This is a genomic window from Pantoea sp. PNA 03-3 (assembly GCF_003201175.1).
GTDB lineage: Bacteria > Pseudomonadota > Gammaproteobacteria > Enterobacterales > Enterobacteriaceae > Pantoea > Pantoea stewartii.
This window is the reverse complement of the sequence record NZ_QICO01000003.1, coordinates 151,332-166,901: the sequence shown is the minus strand read 5'-3', so window position 1 is coordinate 166,901 and position 15,570 is coordinate 151,332. Positions and strand designations below refer to the sequence as shown.

The window sequence follows — 15,570 nt, the reverse complement described above, 5'->3', positions numbered from 1 at the left end:
GGGACATTGTCCCGCCCTGCGTGAAAAAGAAAATATCAGGCGCTGTGCGCAAAGGCAACTGCCCGCAATGGCGTGGTGCCCTGATAGAGCCGGGCCTGTTGCAGCCCGACAAACAGGCGCTCGCCGCGCAGTGGCGCGGTCTGATCACCGTCGAACACCAGCGAGAAAGGTTCGCTCTGCCAGCCCGCAGGCTGCACGACCAACTGCCAGAAATGGCCACGCGGACTCACCTCAAGGACCTGTACCGGTAAAGGGGTTTCCAGGCTGCTTTTACGCGAAACATCAATTTCCCAGGGACGCAGAAACAGATCAACCGCGCCCTGATGGGCGGAGGTATAGCCTAACGGCCAGTGATGCGCCCCGACATGGAACTGGGAACCATGAACCTCACCGTCAAAGCGGTTAACTTCGCCCAGGAATTCCAGCACGAAGCGCGTCGCCGGATCGCGCCAGACCTCATCCGGCGTGCCCACCTGCTCGATGCTGCCCTGACTCATCACCACGACGCGGTCGGCAACTTCCATTGCCTCTTCCTGATCGTGCGTGACAAACACGCTGGTGAATTTTAATTCTTCATGAAGCTGGCGTAACCAGCGGCGCAGCTCTTTACGCACCTGGGCATCCAGCGCACCAAAAGGCTCATCCAGCAGCAGAATTTGCGGCTCGACGGCCAGCGCTCTTGCCAGCGCAACGCGCTGCTTCTGACCACCCGAGAGCTGAGCCGGAAAGCGGTTTGCCAGATGCGACAGCTGCACCATCTCCAGCAGACGTGTTACACGATTTTTGATTTCGGCACTGGATGGCCGCTCACGACGCGGCAGCACGGTCAGGCCAAAGGCAATGTTGTCAAACACAGTCATATGGCGGAACAGCGCATAGTGTTGAAAAACAAACCCGACTTTACGATCGCGGGCATGCAGGCGACTGACGTCATGCTCATGAAAACGAATCTGGCCGCTGTTCTGATGCTCCAGCCCGGCGATAATTCGCAGCAGGGTCGTTTTACCGGAACCGGACGGCCCCAGCAATGCCACCATCTGGCCCGACGGGATATCCAGTGAAATATCGTTCAGCACCGCTGTGCGACCAAAGGATTTGTTGATTTGTTTAATCTCAATGCTCATGATTTTCCTCCAGTTGCAGGCGTTTGTGCTGCTGCTCTAAGCGCCACTGCACAATGCTTTTCAAAAACAGGGTCAGGATGGCCATGACGGTCAGCAACGCGGCGGCAGTGAAGGCACCCACCGTGTTGTAATCCTGATGCAGTAATTCGACCTGAAGCGGCAAAGTGTAGGTTTCGCCGCGAATGGAGCCGGATACCACAGATACCGCACCGAACTCGCCAATGGCGCGGGCATTGGTCAGCACCACGCCGTACAGCATTGCCCAGCGAATATTCGGTAACGTCACACGGCGAAACATCTGCCAGCCCGACGCGCCCAACAGCACCGCAGCCTCATCTTCATGACTGCCCTGGCTCAGCATGACCGGCACCAGTTCGCGAACCACGAACGGACAGGTCACGAAGACGGTGACCAGCACCATACCCGGCCAGGTGAACATCACCTGAATATTGTGGGCATCCAGCCAGCCGCCTGCCGGACCGTTAATGCCCCAGAACAGCAGGTACATCAGGCCAGCCACAACCGGCGAGACCGCGAACGGAATATCAAACAGGGTTAACAACAGCTGGCGACCAGGAAACGTAAAGCGGGTGACCAGCCAGGCCAGCAAGGTGCCGAAGACCAGATTAACCGGCACGGTAATCAGCGCCACCAGTACGGTCAGCCAAATCGCGTGCAGCATATCGCTGTCGGTCAGGTTACGCAGAGTCAGGCCAAGCCCGCTGTGCAGCGCTTCCCAGAAGATGGAGACCATCGGCACCACCAGCAGCAGCACCGAGATCAGCACACCCGTGCCGATAAGCAGCCATTTACCCCAGTTTACGGGCTGGCGATCGGCATGATTGAGTTGCGAAATATCGGCCATCAGTGACCTCCCAGACGACGGCCAAAGCGGCTCTGTAAGGTATTAATGGCAAACAGCAGCAGCAACGACGCCGCGAGAATGACCGACGCGATGGCGCTGGCGGCCGGATAATCAAACTCCTGCAGACGGACGAAAATCATCAGTGAGGTCACTTCTGTTTTCCAGGCAATATTGCCCGCGATAAAGATCACCGCGCCAAACTCGCCCAGGCTGCGGGTAAACGACAGCGCAGTGCCCGCCAGCAACGCCGGAGCCACTTCCGGCAGCACAACGCGACGGAAACTTTGCCAGGGCGTTGCGCCCAGTGTCTGCGCCGCCTCTTCGTATTCCGGACCTAACTCTTCCAGCACCGGCTGCACCGTCCGGACAACAAACGGGATACTGGTGAAGGCCATCGCCAGCGCGATACCAATCCAGGTGTAGGAAATCTTCATGTCGAAATGAGCAAACCATTGACCGTACCAGCCGTTTACCGAAAACAGACCGGCCAGGGTTAACCCTGCGACGGCGGTTGGCAATGCAAAGGGCAAATCCATTAAACCATCCAGCAGCGCGCGACCCGGGAAGCGATAACGCGTTAAAACCCAGGCCATCAGCATGCCAAACAGGGCATTGAACAATGAGGCAACGCCGGCCGACAGCAGCGTCACTTTATAGGCTGCAATCAGCTGGGGATTGGTCACCACGTCCCAGTATTGCTGCAATGTCATCTGCGACAACTGCATGATGAGGGCGCTGATGGGCAGCAGCAGAATCAGGCAGGTAAACAGCAGACTGGTGCCCAGGCTCAGGCCGAAACCGGGCAAAACACGTTTTTGGCTGGCTGCAAACATTATCCACGCCCCGCCGCTAACAGTTGGTCCAGTTCACCGCCACTTTCGAAATGGGTTTTCATAACGTTATTCCAGCTACCAAATACGTCTTCAACCCGAAACAGCTGTGTGGCTGGAAAGCGATCTTTTTGCTGCTCCATCAGCTGCGGATTGTTCACGCGATAATAAAAGTCCGTAATGATTTTCTGTGCCTCGGGCGAATACAGCCAGGTCAGATAAGCCTTCGCCGCGTCGGCTGTTTTATTGTGTTCAACGTTTTTATCGACCCAGGCGACGGGGAACTCCGCCAGGATATCGGTTTTTGGCACCACGACTTCGTAATCCTCTTTACCGTACTGATTACGAATGGTGTTGACCTCCGATTCGAAGCTGATCAGCACATCCCCTAAGCCGCGTTCAGCAAAGGTGGTGGTGGCGCCGCGTCCGCCTGTGTCGAAAACCTCGACGTTTTTCAGAAACTGTGTCATCCAGGCGCGCGTTTTTGCCTGGTCGCCGCCGTCCGCTTTCTCTGCGGCACCCCAGGCGGCAAGATAGGTATAACGCCCGTTACCCGAGGTCTTCGGATTCGGGAAAATCAGCTTCACGTCGTCACGGGTTAAATCGGACCAGTCATGAATCTGCTTAGGGTTACCCTTGCGAACCAGAAACGCCATGGTGGAATAAAACGGTGAACTGTGATTCGGCAGGCGCGTTTGCCAGTCGGCCGGGATCAGTTTGCCTTTGTCATGCAGCGCCTGTACATCCGTCACCTGATTATAGGTCACCACATCGGCACGCAGCCCTTGCAGGATGGCCAGCGCCTGTTTAGAAGAACCCGCATGCGACATTTTGATGGTGAGTTTATCGTCCGGATGTTGCGCATCCCACTGGCTGACAAAAGGCGCGTTCAGGGCGACGAACAGTTCACGTGAAACGTCATAAGAGCTGTTTAACAGCTCTGTGGCGTGCGCGGCGCCAGCAAGGCCCAGCGACAGCGCGATTCCGCTCACGATTTTTTTCATCGCTTTGAAGGTCATGGTTCACCCTGAAGAAATTTGATGCAGATCTCATCCGCAGATACAGCAGTTTATTTATAACTCAGCGTAAACCCGTAACGGTTTTATATATCGTTTGTTGATTTCAAAGTCGAAAAAGGCATAAGGCGGCGGGAAAAGAATGCGCAAAAACAGAATTGGGTTGGCAGGGCGCACTGAACGCCCTGCGGGAGGCAAAAATTACGGGGCTTAACGCTGCCAGACGAACTTGCTGAGTTTCCAGCTTTTCAGCGTGTCATCGGCGGGCAGTAATCCTTCCGGACCGTGCCAGGTCCCGCTGTAAACATAGCGTAGATGCGGGCTGCCAGGCACACGGCATTCGACGTCATGATTGTCTAACCCGGCAGCCACAATGCAGTTATTAAAGGCTTTGTCATATCTGGCGCTAAACGCATCGCCAATTTTGCTGCCGTCGGCACTGGCAATGTCGTTGTCCGTCACCTCAATGCGGTCAACCTGTGACTGACCATAAATGACCAGCTTAACCTGACCGTCCTTCATCGCCTGCCAGAAGGACACCACCTGACCGTTCTGGCCACGCATGCCCTGACGCAGATCGTAGTTGCCCTTAAGCCCGTCTTTGATGGCCGATTCGTTCATCGCCGTGGCACTGTTGATCCCACCAACACCCTGATCGCTGATCGTCAGTGAAGGACCAAACCAGTTCCATGGCAGCGCAGAAGACCAGTGGTAACTCAATGGATTCCACCAGCGTACCTGCTGGCTGCTGTTGGCGTCAGGGCCGGAGGAACTGGCACACCCACTGACCAGCATGGCCACCGTCAGTATCGTGTAACGAACAGCTTTCATGAAAACTCCTGTTAATAAATAGACCTGGGCAAAACGGATTGGAGTCGCAAAGCGGCAAAAAGTTTATTCGGGATCGTGTGGCGGCAAAAAGCAGGCGCGAAGCCGGACACTGATCAGTAACCACAGCAGTGCCAGCAGATCAAACAGCGTAAACAGCAGCGGCAACGGTGAGCTGAGCAGATCGGTCTGGACGAGTTGTACGCTCTGCCAGAGCAAATTCGCCCCTAACGATACCACCAGCACCAGGCGACAGCTGCGCCACACTCGGGGTAAACGCGACCGGTAGCCCGTGAGCAACAGCCCCGACAGCGCTGGCAGACCCAGCACCAGTCCTGACCAGAACGCCTGGCGATCCGGATAGAAAAGGGCCAGAAGATCGTTTCCCTGCTGACGTGACGCGCCGGCCATCACCAGGAGCCACCAGGTGCGCGACTGCAATAGCAGAATCAGCCAGAAAAGAAACGGCAGGCGCAGTTGCCCTTTGTCGTCGTACTCCTCAGGCGGCCAGACCGAATTAATATTCACGATCTTCGATTAAACGTTTGCCCAGCAACACCACATCGACCGTTTCATAATCCAGCTTTTCATAGAAGGCAACGACCTGGTCGTTCTCTTCCCGCACCATCAGGTGAATTTTAGGGCAACCGCGCGCAATGAGTTTTTTCTCCAGGCGATTCATCAGGGCATTGGCAAAGCCGCGGCCCTGATAATCCGGATGCACCGCCAGATAGTAAGCCGCGCCACGGTGACCATCGTAACCGCCCATTACGGTACCGACGACTTCGCCCCCGACTTCCGCCACCAGAAACAGGTCGGCGTCATGATGCATTTTGCGTTCGATGTCCAGCTCCGGATCGTTCCATGGCCGTAACAAATCGCAGCGTTCCCAGAGCGTGATCACTTCTTCAAAATCTTCCTGGCGGAAGGTGCGGATTTCCATCTTCTGTACCTGCAGTTCACCTCAATTTGCTGATTATCACGCTTTCTTCGGCGGGTGCAACCCTGGCTGCTGACGGCAACGTTAAAAAAAAAGAAATTGCCTGTTACCAGGCTGAAAAGCAAAGTAATAACCTGAAATGGTTGAAAGATCGCACCGGGCATGATGTTACGCTATAACACGGTGCATTATGACTGCTCAGGGACATGCACATGCACTTACTCAAACGTTTAATTCATCGTCGCCAGCTGCTGCTGTCCGGGCTGGCGCTCGCCATATTGTCCCCGCGCGCGGTGCAGGCGAAGGAACAGCAGGCTTCGCTCTCCACCCGACCCTCGTCGCCCAGGCCGCGGGTTAACAACGGCAAGCGCATCGTGATGCTCGATCCGGGCCACGGCGGTATCGATTCGGGTGCGGTCGGCGAAGAGGGTTCCGAAGAAAAACACATTGTTTTAGACATCGCCAGTAATGTGCGCAGTCTGCTGCAGTCACATCCGCATATCGAGGTCCGCCTGACGCGTGACAGCGACCATTTCATTCCGCTCTACCAGCGGGTGGAGATTGCGCATCAGCACGGTGCGAACCTCTTTATGTCAATCCATGCGGATGGCTATACCAGCCCGGATGCCAGCGGTGCCTCTGTGTTCGCGTTATCTAATCGGGGTGCCAGCAGCAGCATGGCGCGTTACCTGTCGAAACGTGAAAATGACGCGGACAAGGTCGGCGGAGCCAACGTGGAACAGCAGGACCAGTATTTACAGCAGATTCTGTTTGATCTGGTGCAAACGGACACCATCAGAAACAGCCTGACCCTGGGCAAACACGTTCTGGACCAGATTCGCCCGGTGCATCACCTTCACAGCCAGCATACCGAACAGGCCGCCTTTGCCGTGCTGAAGTCGCCGTCCATTCCCTCGGTGCTGGTGGAAACGTCTTTTATTACCAATCCGCGCGAAGAGCAGTTGCTGGGCACGACCGCCTTTCGGCAGAAGATTGCCTCGGCTATCGCCACAGGTATCATTAACTACTTTGATGAGTATGATCGTCGAATGTCATAGTAGATCAGCTATAATCACGGCCAATTTTTACTAAGAGAAGCCTATCCCATGCCTGATATCTCCCGCGTAAAAACGTTCCTGCTGGATTTGCAGGATGAGATTTGTCGCAAGCTGACTGCCGAAGACGGTGGCGCGCAGTTCACTGAAGACCGCTGGGAACGCCCCGGCGGTGGCGGTGGACGAAGCCGTGTGCTGCGTAATGGTGCCGTGTTTGAACAGGCTGGCGTGAATTTCTCCCATGTTCATGGCGACCAGATGCCAGCCTCCGCGACGGCACATCGTCCTGAGCTGGCCGGATGCAGTTTCGAAGCCATGGGCGTTTCGCTGGTTATCCATCCCAACAACCCGTATGTACCGACCAGTCATGCGAATGTGCGCTTTTTCATTGCCGAAAAACCCGGTGCCGAGCCGATCTGGTGGTTTGGCGGCGGCTTTGATATGACGCCGTTTTACGGGTTTGAAGAAGATGCGCTGCACTGGCATCAGACCGCCTTCGATATCTGCCAGCCTTTTGGCGAGGATGTCTATCCCCGGTTTAAAAAGTGGTGCGACGACTATTTCTATCTGAAACACCGCGACGAGCAACGCGGTATTGGTGGGCTGTTTTTTGACGATATCCACGAGCCGGGCTTTGAACAAAGTTTTGCCCTTATTCAGGCCGTCGGCCGGGGCTTTCTGGACGCTTACCAGCCGATTGTGGCGCGCCGCAAGCACATGCCTTATGGCGACCGCGAGCGGCAGTTCCAGCTTTACCGCCGGGGTCGCTATGTAGAGTTCAATCTGGTGTGGGATCGGGGCACGCTGTTTGGCCTGCAAACCGGAGGCAGAACGGAATCCATTTTGATGTCCCTGCCGCCCATGGTGCGCTGGGAATATAACTATCATCCTGAACCTGACTCACCCGAGGCCGCGCTCTACCGTGACTTCCTGCCGGTGAAAAACTGGCTCAACCTGCCTGAGTAATCCACGTTGCCGGCTCAGGAACGTGCCGGGGCGGCAACCCGGGCCGCCGCCCCGGTTGATTACAGCGGCTGCGTCTGCGCTTCCACCACCGCCAGCGCCACCATATTGACGATCCGGCGCACGGACGCGATGCGCGTCAGCACGTGCACCGGCCGGGTCATGCCCATCAGCACCGGCCCGACCGTTACGCCTTCCGAACAGGACACGCGCAGCAGATTGTAGCTGATGCGCGCCGCTTCCACGTTGGGCATGATCAGCAGGTTTGCGCTGCCTTTCAGCGGGCTGTCGGGCATGATTTCCCGCCGGATGCTTTCCACCAGCGCCGCATCGCCGTGCATCTCCCCGTCGATTTCCAGCTCAGGCGCGCGCTGTTGCACCAGCGCCAGTACATCGCGCATTTTCTGCGCACCAGGCGCACTGGAGGTGCCAAAGCTGGAGTGCGACAGCAACGCCACGCGCGGCTCAATCCCAAAGCGACGGACGGTTTCCGCCGCCATCAACGTAATATCCGCCAGCTGTTCCGGTGTAGGATCGGCGTTGACGTAAGTATCCGCAATAAACGTGTTGCCATTCGGCAGTAACAGCGCATTCATGGCACCGGCCACCTTCACATCACTCCGCAGGCCCAGCACGCGCTCCACAATCTCGTAGTGCTCGTTATAATCGCCGATGGTGCCGCAGATCAGCGCATCGGCCTCACCACGGTAGACCATGATGGCACCGATGAGGGTCGGATTGCCAATAACGGCGCGCTGCGCCTGCTCGGGGGTGACACCGCGCCGCTTCATCATCTGGTAATACTCATTCCAGTACGCTTTAAAGCGGGGATCGGATTCGTTATTCACGATTTCAAAATCCTTTCCGGCCTCAATTTTGAGCCCCTGTTTTTCTAACCGCATGGCGATCACGTTGGGGCGACCTATCAGGATGGGTTTCGCCAGCCCCAGCGAGACCAGCTCCTGCGTAGCATGCAGCACCCGCACCTCTTCGCCCTCCGCCATCACCACCCGTTTCGGGGCTTTACGCGCCTGGGAAAAGATCGGCTTCATAAACAGGTTGGTCTTATACACAAACTCCGTAAGTTGCTCCCGGTAGGCATCAAAGTCAGCCACAGGCCGGGTTGCCACGCCGGACGCCATCGCCGCTTTCGCCACGGCAGGGGCTATCTGCACGATTAAACGTGGATCAAAGGGTTTGGGAATCAGATAGTCCGGTCCGAAGCGCAGGTCCTGATCGCTATAGGCCGAAGCCACTACGTCGCTTTGTTCCGCCTGTGCCAGTTCGGCAATGGCGTGTACGGCCGCCAGCTTCATCTCTTCATTGATGGCGGTGGCCCCCACATCCAGCGCGCCACGAAAGATAAACGGGAAGCAGAGCACGTTGTTCACCTGATTAGGAAAATCAGAACGTCCGGTGCAGATAATCGCATCCGGCCGTACGGCTTTCGCCAACGGCGGCAGAATTTCGGGATGGGGATTTGCCAGCGCCAGAATCAGCGGATCTTTCGCCATGCTTTTCACCATATCCTGCGTCAGGACATCCGGTCCGGAACAGCCCAGGAAAATATCTGCGCCCTCGATCACGTCGGCCAGCGTGCGCTTGCCGTGATCCTCCACGGCATAATCGGCTTTGGTGGCCGCCATATTGGGTTCGCGGTCACGGTAAATCAGCCCTTTCGAATCGCACACCTGAATATGGTCTTTCTGCAAGCCCAGCGCGACCAGCAGGTTCATACAGGCAATGGCCGATGCGCCCGCGCCTGACACCACCAGCCGTACATCAGCGATAGCCTTGTTGACGATGCGTAGTCCGTTCAGCACCGCCGCCGTACAGATGATGGCCGTGCCATGCTGGTCATCATGAAACACCGGAATTTTCATGCGCTGCCGCAGTTGCTGTTCGATATAAAAACACTCGGGCGCTTTGATATCTTCAAGATTGATTCCGCCAAACGTGGGTTCCAGCGCGGCAATCACCTCGATCAGCTTATCGGGATCCTGTTCGTCGACCTCAATATCAAAAACGTCAATGCCCGCAAATTTCTTAAACAGAACGCCCTTGCCTTCCATCACCGGTTTCCCGGCCAGTGCGCCGATGTTCCCCAGCCCCAGTACCGCCGTACCGTTTGAAATCACCGCCACCAGATTGCCGCGCGCGGTGTACTTGTGCGCCGCCAGCGGATCGGCGGCGATTTCTAAACAGGGCGCCGCCACGCCAGGAGAATAGGCCAGCGCCAAATCCCGCTGGGTGGCAAGAGGTTTGGTGGGGGAAACCTGAATTTTTCCGGGAGTGGGATACTGATGAAAATCAAGCGCACTTTGCTTCAGTTGGTCATCCATTAGACATCCTTCTTCGCCAGGTAAGTGGATGTTCAGTATAGAAAGCACACCATCACAAAGCGGTGAGGCGGTTCAAAGAACCTTCTTTCTTAACGCACAGATTGCCACAGTCTACCCTGCGTCATTTTTCATGGCTGCTATCCTTAATGGCTGGACAGTCGTTATCCGCAGAAATGTCATCTCGGGTGGTTGCGCGCAACCCTCATCGCACAACATTCAGAGAAAACGCATTTTCACTGCACCCGGTCTGTTGCAATGTGGTGAGTCGGCGTTACTACGACGGGTAATGTCTGCACTGATTAGGGCACGAGGCCAGAGGTGTTCCCTTTTGTTACAACGTATTTTTCAAGGAGTGTAGAAATGAACCAGCTTGAAGCCCTTAAACAGTTCACGACCGTGGTGGCTGACAGTGGCGATATTGAGTCCATCCGTAATTATCACCCACAAGATGCGACGACTAACCCTTCGCTTATTCTGAAAGCATCTGCTCTCCAGCCTTACAAACATCTGATTGATGACGCCATCGACTACGCGAAAAAACAGGGTGGCAGCAAAGAAACGCAGATTATTAACGCCAGCGATAAAGTGGCCATTAACCTCGGTATGGAAATTCTGAAAAGCATACCAGGCCGTGTTTCGACCGAAGTGGATGCGCGCCTCTCCTTCGATCGTGGCATGTGCGTCACGAAAGCGGAAAAGCTGGTCCGCATGTATGAAGAGCACGGCATTGATCGCTCTCGCATCCTGATCAAACTGGCCTCCACATGGGAAGGCATTAAAGCCGCAGAAGAGCTGGAAAAGAATGGTATCCAGTGCAACCTGACGCTGCTGTTCTCCTTTGCCCAGGCGCGCGCCTGCGCCGAAGCCGGGGTTTATCTGATTTCGCCGTTTGTCGGCCGTATCTATGACTGGTACAACAGCCGCAAGCCCATGGACCCGTATAACGTCGACGAAGATCCGGGCGTGAAATCGGTGCGCCGTATTTACGATTATTATAAGAAGCATCGCTATGACACCATCATCATGGGTGCCAGCTTCCGTAAGGTCGAACAGGTACTGGCGCTGGCCGGGTGTGATCGGCTGACGCTGTCACCTAACCTGCTGGAAGAGTTACAGAACAGCGAGGCGCCCGTAGAGCGTAAGCTTGAGCCTTCCACTGAATGTTTCCATCAGCCGTCGCCGCTGTCCGAAGCGGAGTTCCGCTGGGAACATAATCAGGACCCTATGGCGGTCGAAAAACTGGCAGACGGTATTCGCCAGTTCGCCGTTGACCAGCAAAAACTGGAAGATGTGCTGGCGGCGCGCCTGTAGTTTTTCCCCTCTTTTACCGGGCGGGCTCACTCCCGCCCTGATGCTTAACAAGGGAGACCCTTTATGTCCTCACGCAGAGAGTTGGCGAATGCGATTCGCGCATTAAGTATGGATGCGGTACAAAAAGCAAAATCCGGTCATCCTGGTGCGCCAATGGGCATGGCAGATATCGCCGAAGTGCTGTGGCGCGATTTCCTCAAGCATAATCCGACCAACCCCGCCTGGCTGGATCGCGACCGCTTTATCCTGTCTAACGGTCACGGCTCAATGCTGCTTTACAGTTTGCTGCACCTGACCGGGTACGATTTACCGATTGAAGAGCTGAAAAACTTCCGCCAGCTGCACTCCAAAACACCGGGCCACCCGGAAATTGGCTACACGCCGGGCGTGGAAACCACGACCGGTCCGCTGGGTCAGGGTCTGGCAAACGCCGTGGGTCTGGCCATTGCGGAACGGACGCTGGCTGCGCAGTTTAACCGTCCACAACACGATATCGTTGACCACTTCACCTATGTGTTTATGGGCGACGGCTGTCTGATGGAGGGGATTTCCCACGAAGTCTGCTCACTGGCCGGAACGCTTGGTCTGGGCAAACTGATCGGCTTCTATGACCACAACGGCATTTCCATCGACGGAGAGACCGAAGGCTGGTTTACGGATGACACGCACAAACGTTTCGAAGCCTATAACTGGCACGTGGTCGGTGAAATTGATGGTCACGATGCCGAGGCCGTTAAAGCCGCAATTAAAGAAGCGCAAAGCGTCACCGATAAGCCGTCACTGATTATCTGCCGCACGGTTATTGGCTTTGGTTCACCGAATAAAGCCGGTAAAGAAGAGGCACACGGGGCCGCGCTGGGTGAAGAAGAAGTCGCCCTGACGCGCAAGCAACTGGGCTGGAATTATCCGGCGTTTGAGATCCCGCAAGAGATTTACCAGCAGTGGGATGCTAAAGAAGCTGGCGCGGCACGCGAAAAAGCCTGGAACGATAAGTTTGCCGCGTATCAGCAGGCTTATCCTGAACTGGCCGCAGAATATACGCGGCGTATGAACGGCGAAATGCCCGCAAACTGGGAAGCGGAAACTGCCCGATTCATTGCCGATCTGCAGGCGAATCCGCAAAAAATCGCCAGCCGCAAGGCCTCGCAAAATTCACTGGAAGCCTACGGCAAAATGCTGCCTGAATTCCTGGGCGGCTCTGCCGACCTCGCCCCCAGTAACCTCACCATCTGGTCAGGTTCGAAATCCATCAAAGAGGATCCGGCCGGGAACTATATCCACTACGGTGTGCGTGAATTTGGTATGACAGCCATTGGTAACGGTATTGCCCACCACGGTGGTTTTGTGCCCTATACCGCGACCTTCCTGATGTTCGTCGAGTACGCCCGTAATGCCGCGCGCATGGCGGCCCTGATGAAGGCCCGCCAGATTCTGGTTTATACCCATGACTCAATCGGTCTGGGTGAAGATGGTCCAACCCACCAGCCGGTAGAGCAGATTGCCAGCCTGCGCGTTACGCCGAATATGAGCGTCTGGCGTCCGTGCGATCAGGTGGAAACCGCTGTGGCCTGGCAGGCTGCGATTGAGCGTCATCATGGGCCTACCGCCCTGATCCTGTCGCGTCAGAATCTGGCACAGCCGGAGCGTACGGCGGAACAGGTGGCGAATATCAAACGCGGCGGTTACGTCCTGAAAGACTGTGAGGGCACGCCAGACGTCATTCTGATTGCCACCGGCTCTGAAGTGGAGATTACGCTGGGTGCAGCAACGAAGCTGACGACCGGCGGCCATAAGGTGCGGGTCGTTTCACTGCCTTCAACGGATCTGTTCGACGCGCAGGATGCGGCTTATCGCGAATCTGTGCTGCCTTCCGCTGTGAAAGCACGCGTGGCCGTGGAAGCAGGCATTGCAGATTACTGGTATAAGTATGTCGGGCTGGACGGTGCCATTGTCGGGATGACTACGTTCGGTGAATCTGCGCCAGCAGAAAAGCTGTTCGCGGAGTTTGGCTTCACGATAGAAAACATCGTCAGCCATGCCGAAGCCCTGCTGAAACCGGCATAATCCTCGCACTCACGCGATCCGGCTTCCTCAGCCGGATCGCGGTTTTGCTCTCAGCACGCCAGCCTGACGCTGGCGTGCTGCTTTCTGAAAACCCACCTTCTTCGGTAACCACGTTTTTCGCCGTGCCCGTTGCAATCAAATCCTTTTCCTCGCCCGGACGCTCAATGGCTGGCAGCACAGAAACAATAAGTGTGATTAACGTTGCATCGCCCGTTCCGTTTCAGCGACAGTGAGGTGAACTCAGTTTTTCTGGTGATCCGCTGACGAGGTAAAGGATGAGAACGCAAAAGCGATGCATGGGCTATATTGCCGTGGTGGTTGATGATTACGACCGCGCCATTGAGTACTACCGGGATCAACTGGGTTTCACCCTAATTGAAGACACGCCCCAACCGGGCAAGCGCTGGGTTGTCGTCTCACCGAACCCCGACAGCGACTGCCATCTTCTGCTGGCGCGCGCATCAAACGAACGTCAGGCCGGTTTTATCGGAGACCAGTGCGGTGGCCGTGTCTTTTTGTTTCTTCAGACGGATGATTTTTGGCGGGATTATCACGCTATGAAGGCAAAAGGGGTGCACTTTTGTGAGGAACCCAGACAGGAAGCCTACGGCACGGTGGTAGTGTTTGAAGACATCTATGGCAACCGCTGGGATCTTTATCAGAATGCCTGAGACGGGATTCAACTGACGCTAAAGACCCTTAAAAGTGCAAAGCCCTCTCGTCATTAAACATATGAAGTGAAGTGCTCGCGCCCTGGTAACATACGTACGATTGAAGCAGACGAAACGCGTCAGCAAGGCACCTTACAGGTCGCCTTGCTGACCTTAACAACCGTTACTTTAAAAAGTGGCTCAGCAGCAGCAAAGAGAGCGAAACGTTGATGGCTCCACCGATACGCGTCGCGATCTGAGCAAACGGCATCAGGCCCATGCGGTTACCGGCGGTAAGAATGGCTACATCGCCCGTCCCGCCCTGCCCACTCTGGCAGCAGGAAACAATGGCGACATCAATGGGATTCATGCCAATCTTTTTCCCGACAAAAAAGCCCGTTGCGACCAGCGCACTGACCGTGCTGATAATGACCAGCAGATTGGTGAGCGTAAACGCGGTGACCAGCACATGCCACGGCGTAATGGCCACACCGACAGCGAACAGGACGGGATAGGTCACTGCGGTGCGGAAAAAGCGATAGACCACCTGAGAACCGGCCAGAATACGGGGCGAAACGCCATTGACCAGTTTCACCAGCACGGCCAGGAACAGCATCCCTACCGGCGCAGGCAGCCCTGTCAGCTTCTGCCCCAGCATCCCTACCATATAGAGCAGCACCGCAAGCAGCGCCCCGGAGGCAATGGCCGTTACGTCAACTTTACCGGAAAAAACGGACTGCAGCGGCTCGGGCTCAACGTTCGTGACATTCGGCATTAGCTGGCCTTCCCCGGTGAGGTGCGGATAACGTTTACCCAGTTGGTTCAGGCAGCCGGAAATAATAATGGCGGTCACGCCACCCAGCATCACCATCGGCAGGATACGGCCCAGCGCTACGCCCTGATCCATATGGAGCAACGCCGCATAGCCGATGGAGAGCGGAATGGCCCCTTCGCCGACGCCACCCGCCATAATGGGCAGAATGATAAAAAAGAAAATCTGGAACGGCTCCAGCCCCAACGCTAATCCGACGCCCATGCCGACAATCATGCCCACGATTTCACCGCACAGCATGGGGAAAAAGATGCGCAGAAAGCCCTGAATCAGCACCGTACGGTTCATGCTCATGATGCTGCCGACGATGATGCAGCAAATATAGAGATAGAGAATATTGGTCGATTTATAGAATTGCGTTGTTGAGGTCACCACGATATCGGGAAGTAACCCGTAATAGACCAGCGCAGAGGGAATAAAGGTTGCGCAGATAGCTGCGGCGCCCAGACGGCCCACCACCGGCAGACGTTTACCAAATTCACCGCAGGCAAAACCAAAAAAGGCCAGCGTGGCGACCATGACGACGATATCGCTGGCCAGTTTCCCGCTCAGGCAGTCCAGTGCAATGAGCACACCGGCCAGCACAAACAGAGGAAGAGGGATAATCCCGACTTTCCAGTTATCCATAATATGCCACCACTGCTCCTTCAGGGTTTTCCTGCGCGGTGAACGGGCCAGCGTATCAGACAGAAAAGAATTATCAGGTGAGCGCATTATTAACCTCTTTGCATCATCGTTTTTTTTCAGAAT

The 15,570-nt window shown here is 55.8% G+C and carries 14 protein-coding genes; 5 read left to right on the top strand and 9 right to left on the bottom strand.

Annotation, left to right across the window (positions count from 1 at the left end; all coding sequences use genetic code 11):
• Positions 1–35 precede the first annotated feature (35 nt).
• The 7 genes from cysA to C7433_RS10570 all read right to left on the bottom strand — a co-directional run bounded on the left by cysA (position 36) and on the right by C7433_RS10570 (position 5,606).
• Positions 36–1,124: a sulfate/thiosulfate ABC transporter ATP-binding protein CysA gene (gene cysA, locus C7433_RS10600; protein WP_110268149.1), complete on the bottom strand. Its 1,089-nt coding sequence runs from the start codon at positions 1,122–1,124 to the stop codon at positions 36–38.
• Positions 1,114–1,989, bottom strand: coding sequence for a sulfate/thiosulfate ABC transporter permease CysW (gene cysW / locus C7433_RS10595; protein ID WP_006117805.1), 876 nt, complete (start codon positions 1,987–1,989; stop codon positions 1,114–1,116). Before cysW ends, cysA begins: the two co-directional genes overlap by 11 nt.
• Positions 1,989–2,822 carry a sulfate/thiosulfate ABC transporter permease CysT gene (gene cysT / locus C7433_RS10590; protein ID WP_110268148.1) on the bottom strand — a complete coding sequence of 278 codons (834 nt, stop codon included), beginning with the start codon at positions 2,820–2,822 and terminating at the stop codon, positions 1,989–1,991. Before cysT ends, cysW begins: the two co-directional genes overlap by 1 nt.
• Positions 2,822–3,838: a sulfate ABC transporter substrate-binding protein gene (locus C7433_RS10585; protein ID WP_110268147.1), complete on the bottom strand. Its 1,017-nt coding sequence runs from the start codon at positions 3,836–3,838 to the stop codon at positions 2,822–2,824. The genes cysT and C7433_RS10585 overlap by 1 nt, the downstream gene beginning before the upstream one ends.
• A 207-nt stretch (positions 3,839–4,045) precedes the next feature.
• Complete coding sequence (locus C7433_RS10580; protein WP_033740806.1) at positions 4,046–4,666, bottom strand: RpoE-regulated lipoprotein; 621 nt, start codon at positions 4,664–4,666, stop codon at positions 4,046–4,048.
• Positions 4,667–4,729: 63 nt separating this feature from the next.
• Positions 4,730–5,191, bottom strand: a complete 462-nt coding sequence (locus tag C7433_RS10575; RefSeq protein ID WP_110268146.1) for a DUF2919 domain-containing protein — start codon at positions 5,189–5,191, stop codon at positions 4,730–4,732.
• Positions 5,181–5,606, bottom strand: a complete 426-nt coding sequence (locus tag C7433_RS10570) for a GNAT family acetyltransferase (RefSeq protein ID WP_006117810.1) — start codon at positions 5,604–5,606, stop codon at positions 5,181–5,183. The genes C7433_RS10575 and C7433_RS10570 overlap by 11 nt, the downstream gene beginning before the upstream one ends.
• A 209-nt stretch (positions 5,607–5,815) precedes the next feature.
• On the opposite strand from C7433_RS10570, the gene amiA reads away from it, so the two are divergent.
• Both amiA and hemF read left to right on the top strand, forming a co-directional pair.
• Positions 5,816–6,661, top strand: coding sequence for an N-acetylmuramoyl-L-alanine amidase AmiA (gene amiA / locus C7433_RS10565; RefSeq protein ID WP_110268145.1), 846 nt, complete (start codon positions 5,816–5,818; stop codon positions 6,659–6,661).
• 48 nt (positions 6,662–6,709) lie between these two features.
• Positions 6,710–7,624 carry an oxygen-dependent coproporphyrinogen oxidase gene (gene hemF, locus C7433_RS10560; protein ID WP_033740812.1) on the top strand — a complete coding sequence of 305 codons (915 nt, stop codon included), beginning with the start codon at positions 6,710–6,712 and terminating at the stop codon, positions 7,622–7,624.
• A gap of 59 nt (positions 7,625–7,683) precedes the next feature.
• On the opposite strand, the gene maeB is transcribed toward hemF, so the two are convergent.
• Positions 7,684–9,963 carry an NADP-dependent oxaloacetate-decarboxylating malate dehydrogenase gene (gene maeB / locus C7433_RS10555; RefSeq protein ID WP_033740813.1) on the bottom strand — a complete coding sequence of 760 codons (2,280 nt, stop codon included), beginning with the start codon at positions 9,961–9,963 and terminating at the stop codon, positions 7,684–7,686.
• Positions 9,964–10,323: 360 nt separating this feature from the next.
• Here maeB and tal point away from each other — a divergent pair, with 360 nt between their 5' ends.
• From tal to C7433_RS10540, 3 genes are all read left to right on the top strand, one after another.
• Positions 10,324–11,274 carry a transaldolase gene (tal, locus tag C7433_RS10550; protein WP_033740815.1) on the top strand — a complete coding sequence of 317 codons (951 nt, stop codon included), beginning with the start codon at positions 10,324–10,326 and terminating at the stop codon, positions 11,272–11,274.
• A 63-nt stretch (positions 11,275–11,337) separates the two neighbouring features.
• Positions 11,338–13,338 (top strand): transketolase, encoded by a 2,001-nt coding sequence (tkt, locus tag C7433_RS10545; protein ID WP_033740817.1) that lies wholly within the window; start codon positions 11,338–11,340, stop codon positions 13,336–13,338.
• Between the two features lie 275 nt (positions 13,339–13,613).
• Positions 13,614–14,009 (top strand): VOC family protein, encoded by a 396-nt coding sequence (locus tag C7433_RS10540; protein ID WP_039339885.1) that lies wholly within the window; start codon positions 13,614–13,616, stop codon positions 14,007–14,009.
• Positions 14,010–14,172: 163 nt separating this feature from the next.
• Here C7433_RS10540 and C7433_RS10535 read toward each other — a convergent pair whose 3' ends face one another.
• Complete coding sequence (locus C7433_RS10535) at positions 14,173–15,534, bottom strand: 2-hydroxycarboxylate transporter family protein (protein ID WP_110268144.1); 1,362 nt, start codon at positions 15,532–15,534, stop codon at positions 14,173–14,175.
• Positions 15,535–15,570: the final 36 nt, after the last annotated feature.

Excerpts from the sequence above, each read along its gene's own strand:
- amiA (WP_110268145.1), top strand. The coding sequence starts at position 5,816 with ATGCACTTACTCAAACGTTTAATTCATCGTCGCCAGCTGCTGCTGTCC.
- tal (WP_033740815.1), top strand. The coding sequence starts at position 10,324 with ATGAACCAGCTTGAAGCCCTTAAACAGTTCACGACCGTGGTGGCTGAC.
- C7433_RS10540 (WP_039339885.1), top strand. The coding sequence starts at position 13,614 with ATGAGAACGCAAAAGCGATGCATGGGCTATATTGCCGTGGTGGTTGAT.
- cysT (WP_110268148.1), bottom strand. The coding sequence starts at position 2,822 with ATGTTTGCAGCCAGCCAAAAACGTGTTTTGCCCGGTTTCGGCCTGAGC.
- tkt (WP_033740817.1), top strand. The coding sequence starts at position 11,338 with ATGTCCTCACGCAGAGAGTTGGCGAATGCGATTCGCGCATTAAGTATG.
- hemF (WP_033740812.1), top strand. The coding sequence starts at position 6,710 with ATGCCTGATATCTCCCGCGTAAAAACGTTCCTGCTGGATTTGCAGGAT.
- C7433_RS10580 (WP_033740806.1), bottom strand. The coding sequence starts at position 4,666 with ATGAAAGCTGTTCGTTACACGATACTGACGGTGGCCATGCTGGTCAGT.
- cysW (WP_006117805.1), bottom strand. The coding sequence starts at position 1,989 with ATGGCCGATATTTCGCAACTCAATCATGCCGATCGCCAGCCCGTAAAC.
- maeB (WP_033740813.1), bottom strand. The coding sequence starts at position 9,963 with ATGGATGACCAACTGAAGCAAAGTGCGCTTGATTTTCATCAGTATCCC.
- cysA (WP_110268149.1), bottom strand. The coding sequence starts at position 1,124 with ATGAGCATTGAGATTAAACAAATCAACAAATCCTTTGGTCGCACAGCG.
- C7433_RS10570 (WP_006117810.1), bottom strand. The coding sequence starts at position 5,606 with ATGGAAATCCGCACCTTCCGCCAGGAAGATTTTGAAGAAGTGATCACG.
- C7433_RS10535 (WP_110268144.1), bottom strand. The coding sequence starts at position 15,534 with ATGCGCTCACCTGATAATTCTTTTCTGTCTGATACGCTGGCCCGTTCA.
- C7433_RS10585 (WP_110268147.1), bottom strand. The coding sequence starts at position 3,838 with ATGACCTTCAAAGCGATGAAAAAAATCGTGAGCGGAATCGCGCTGTCG.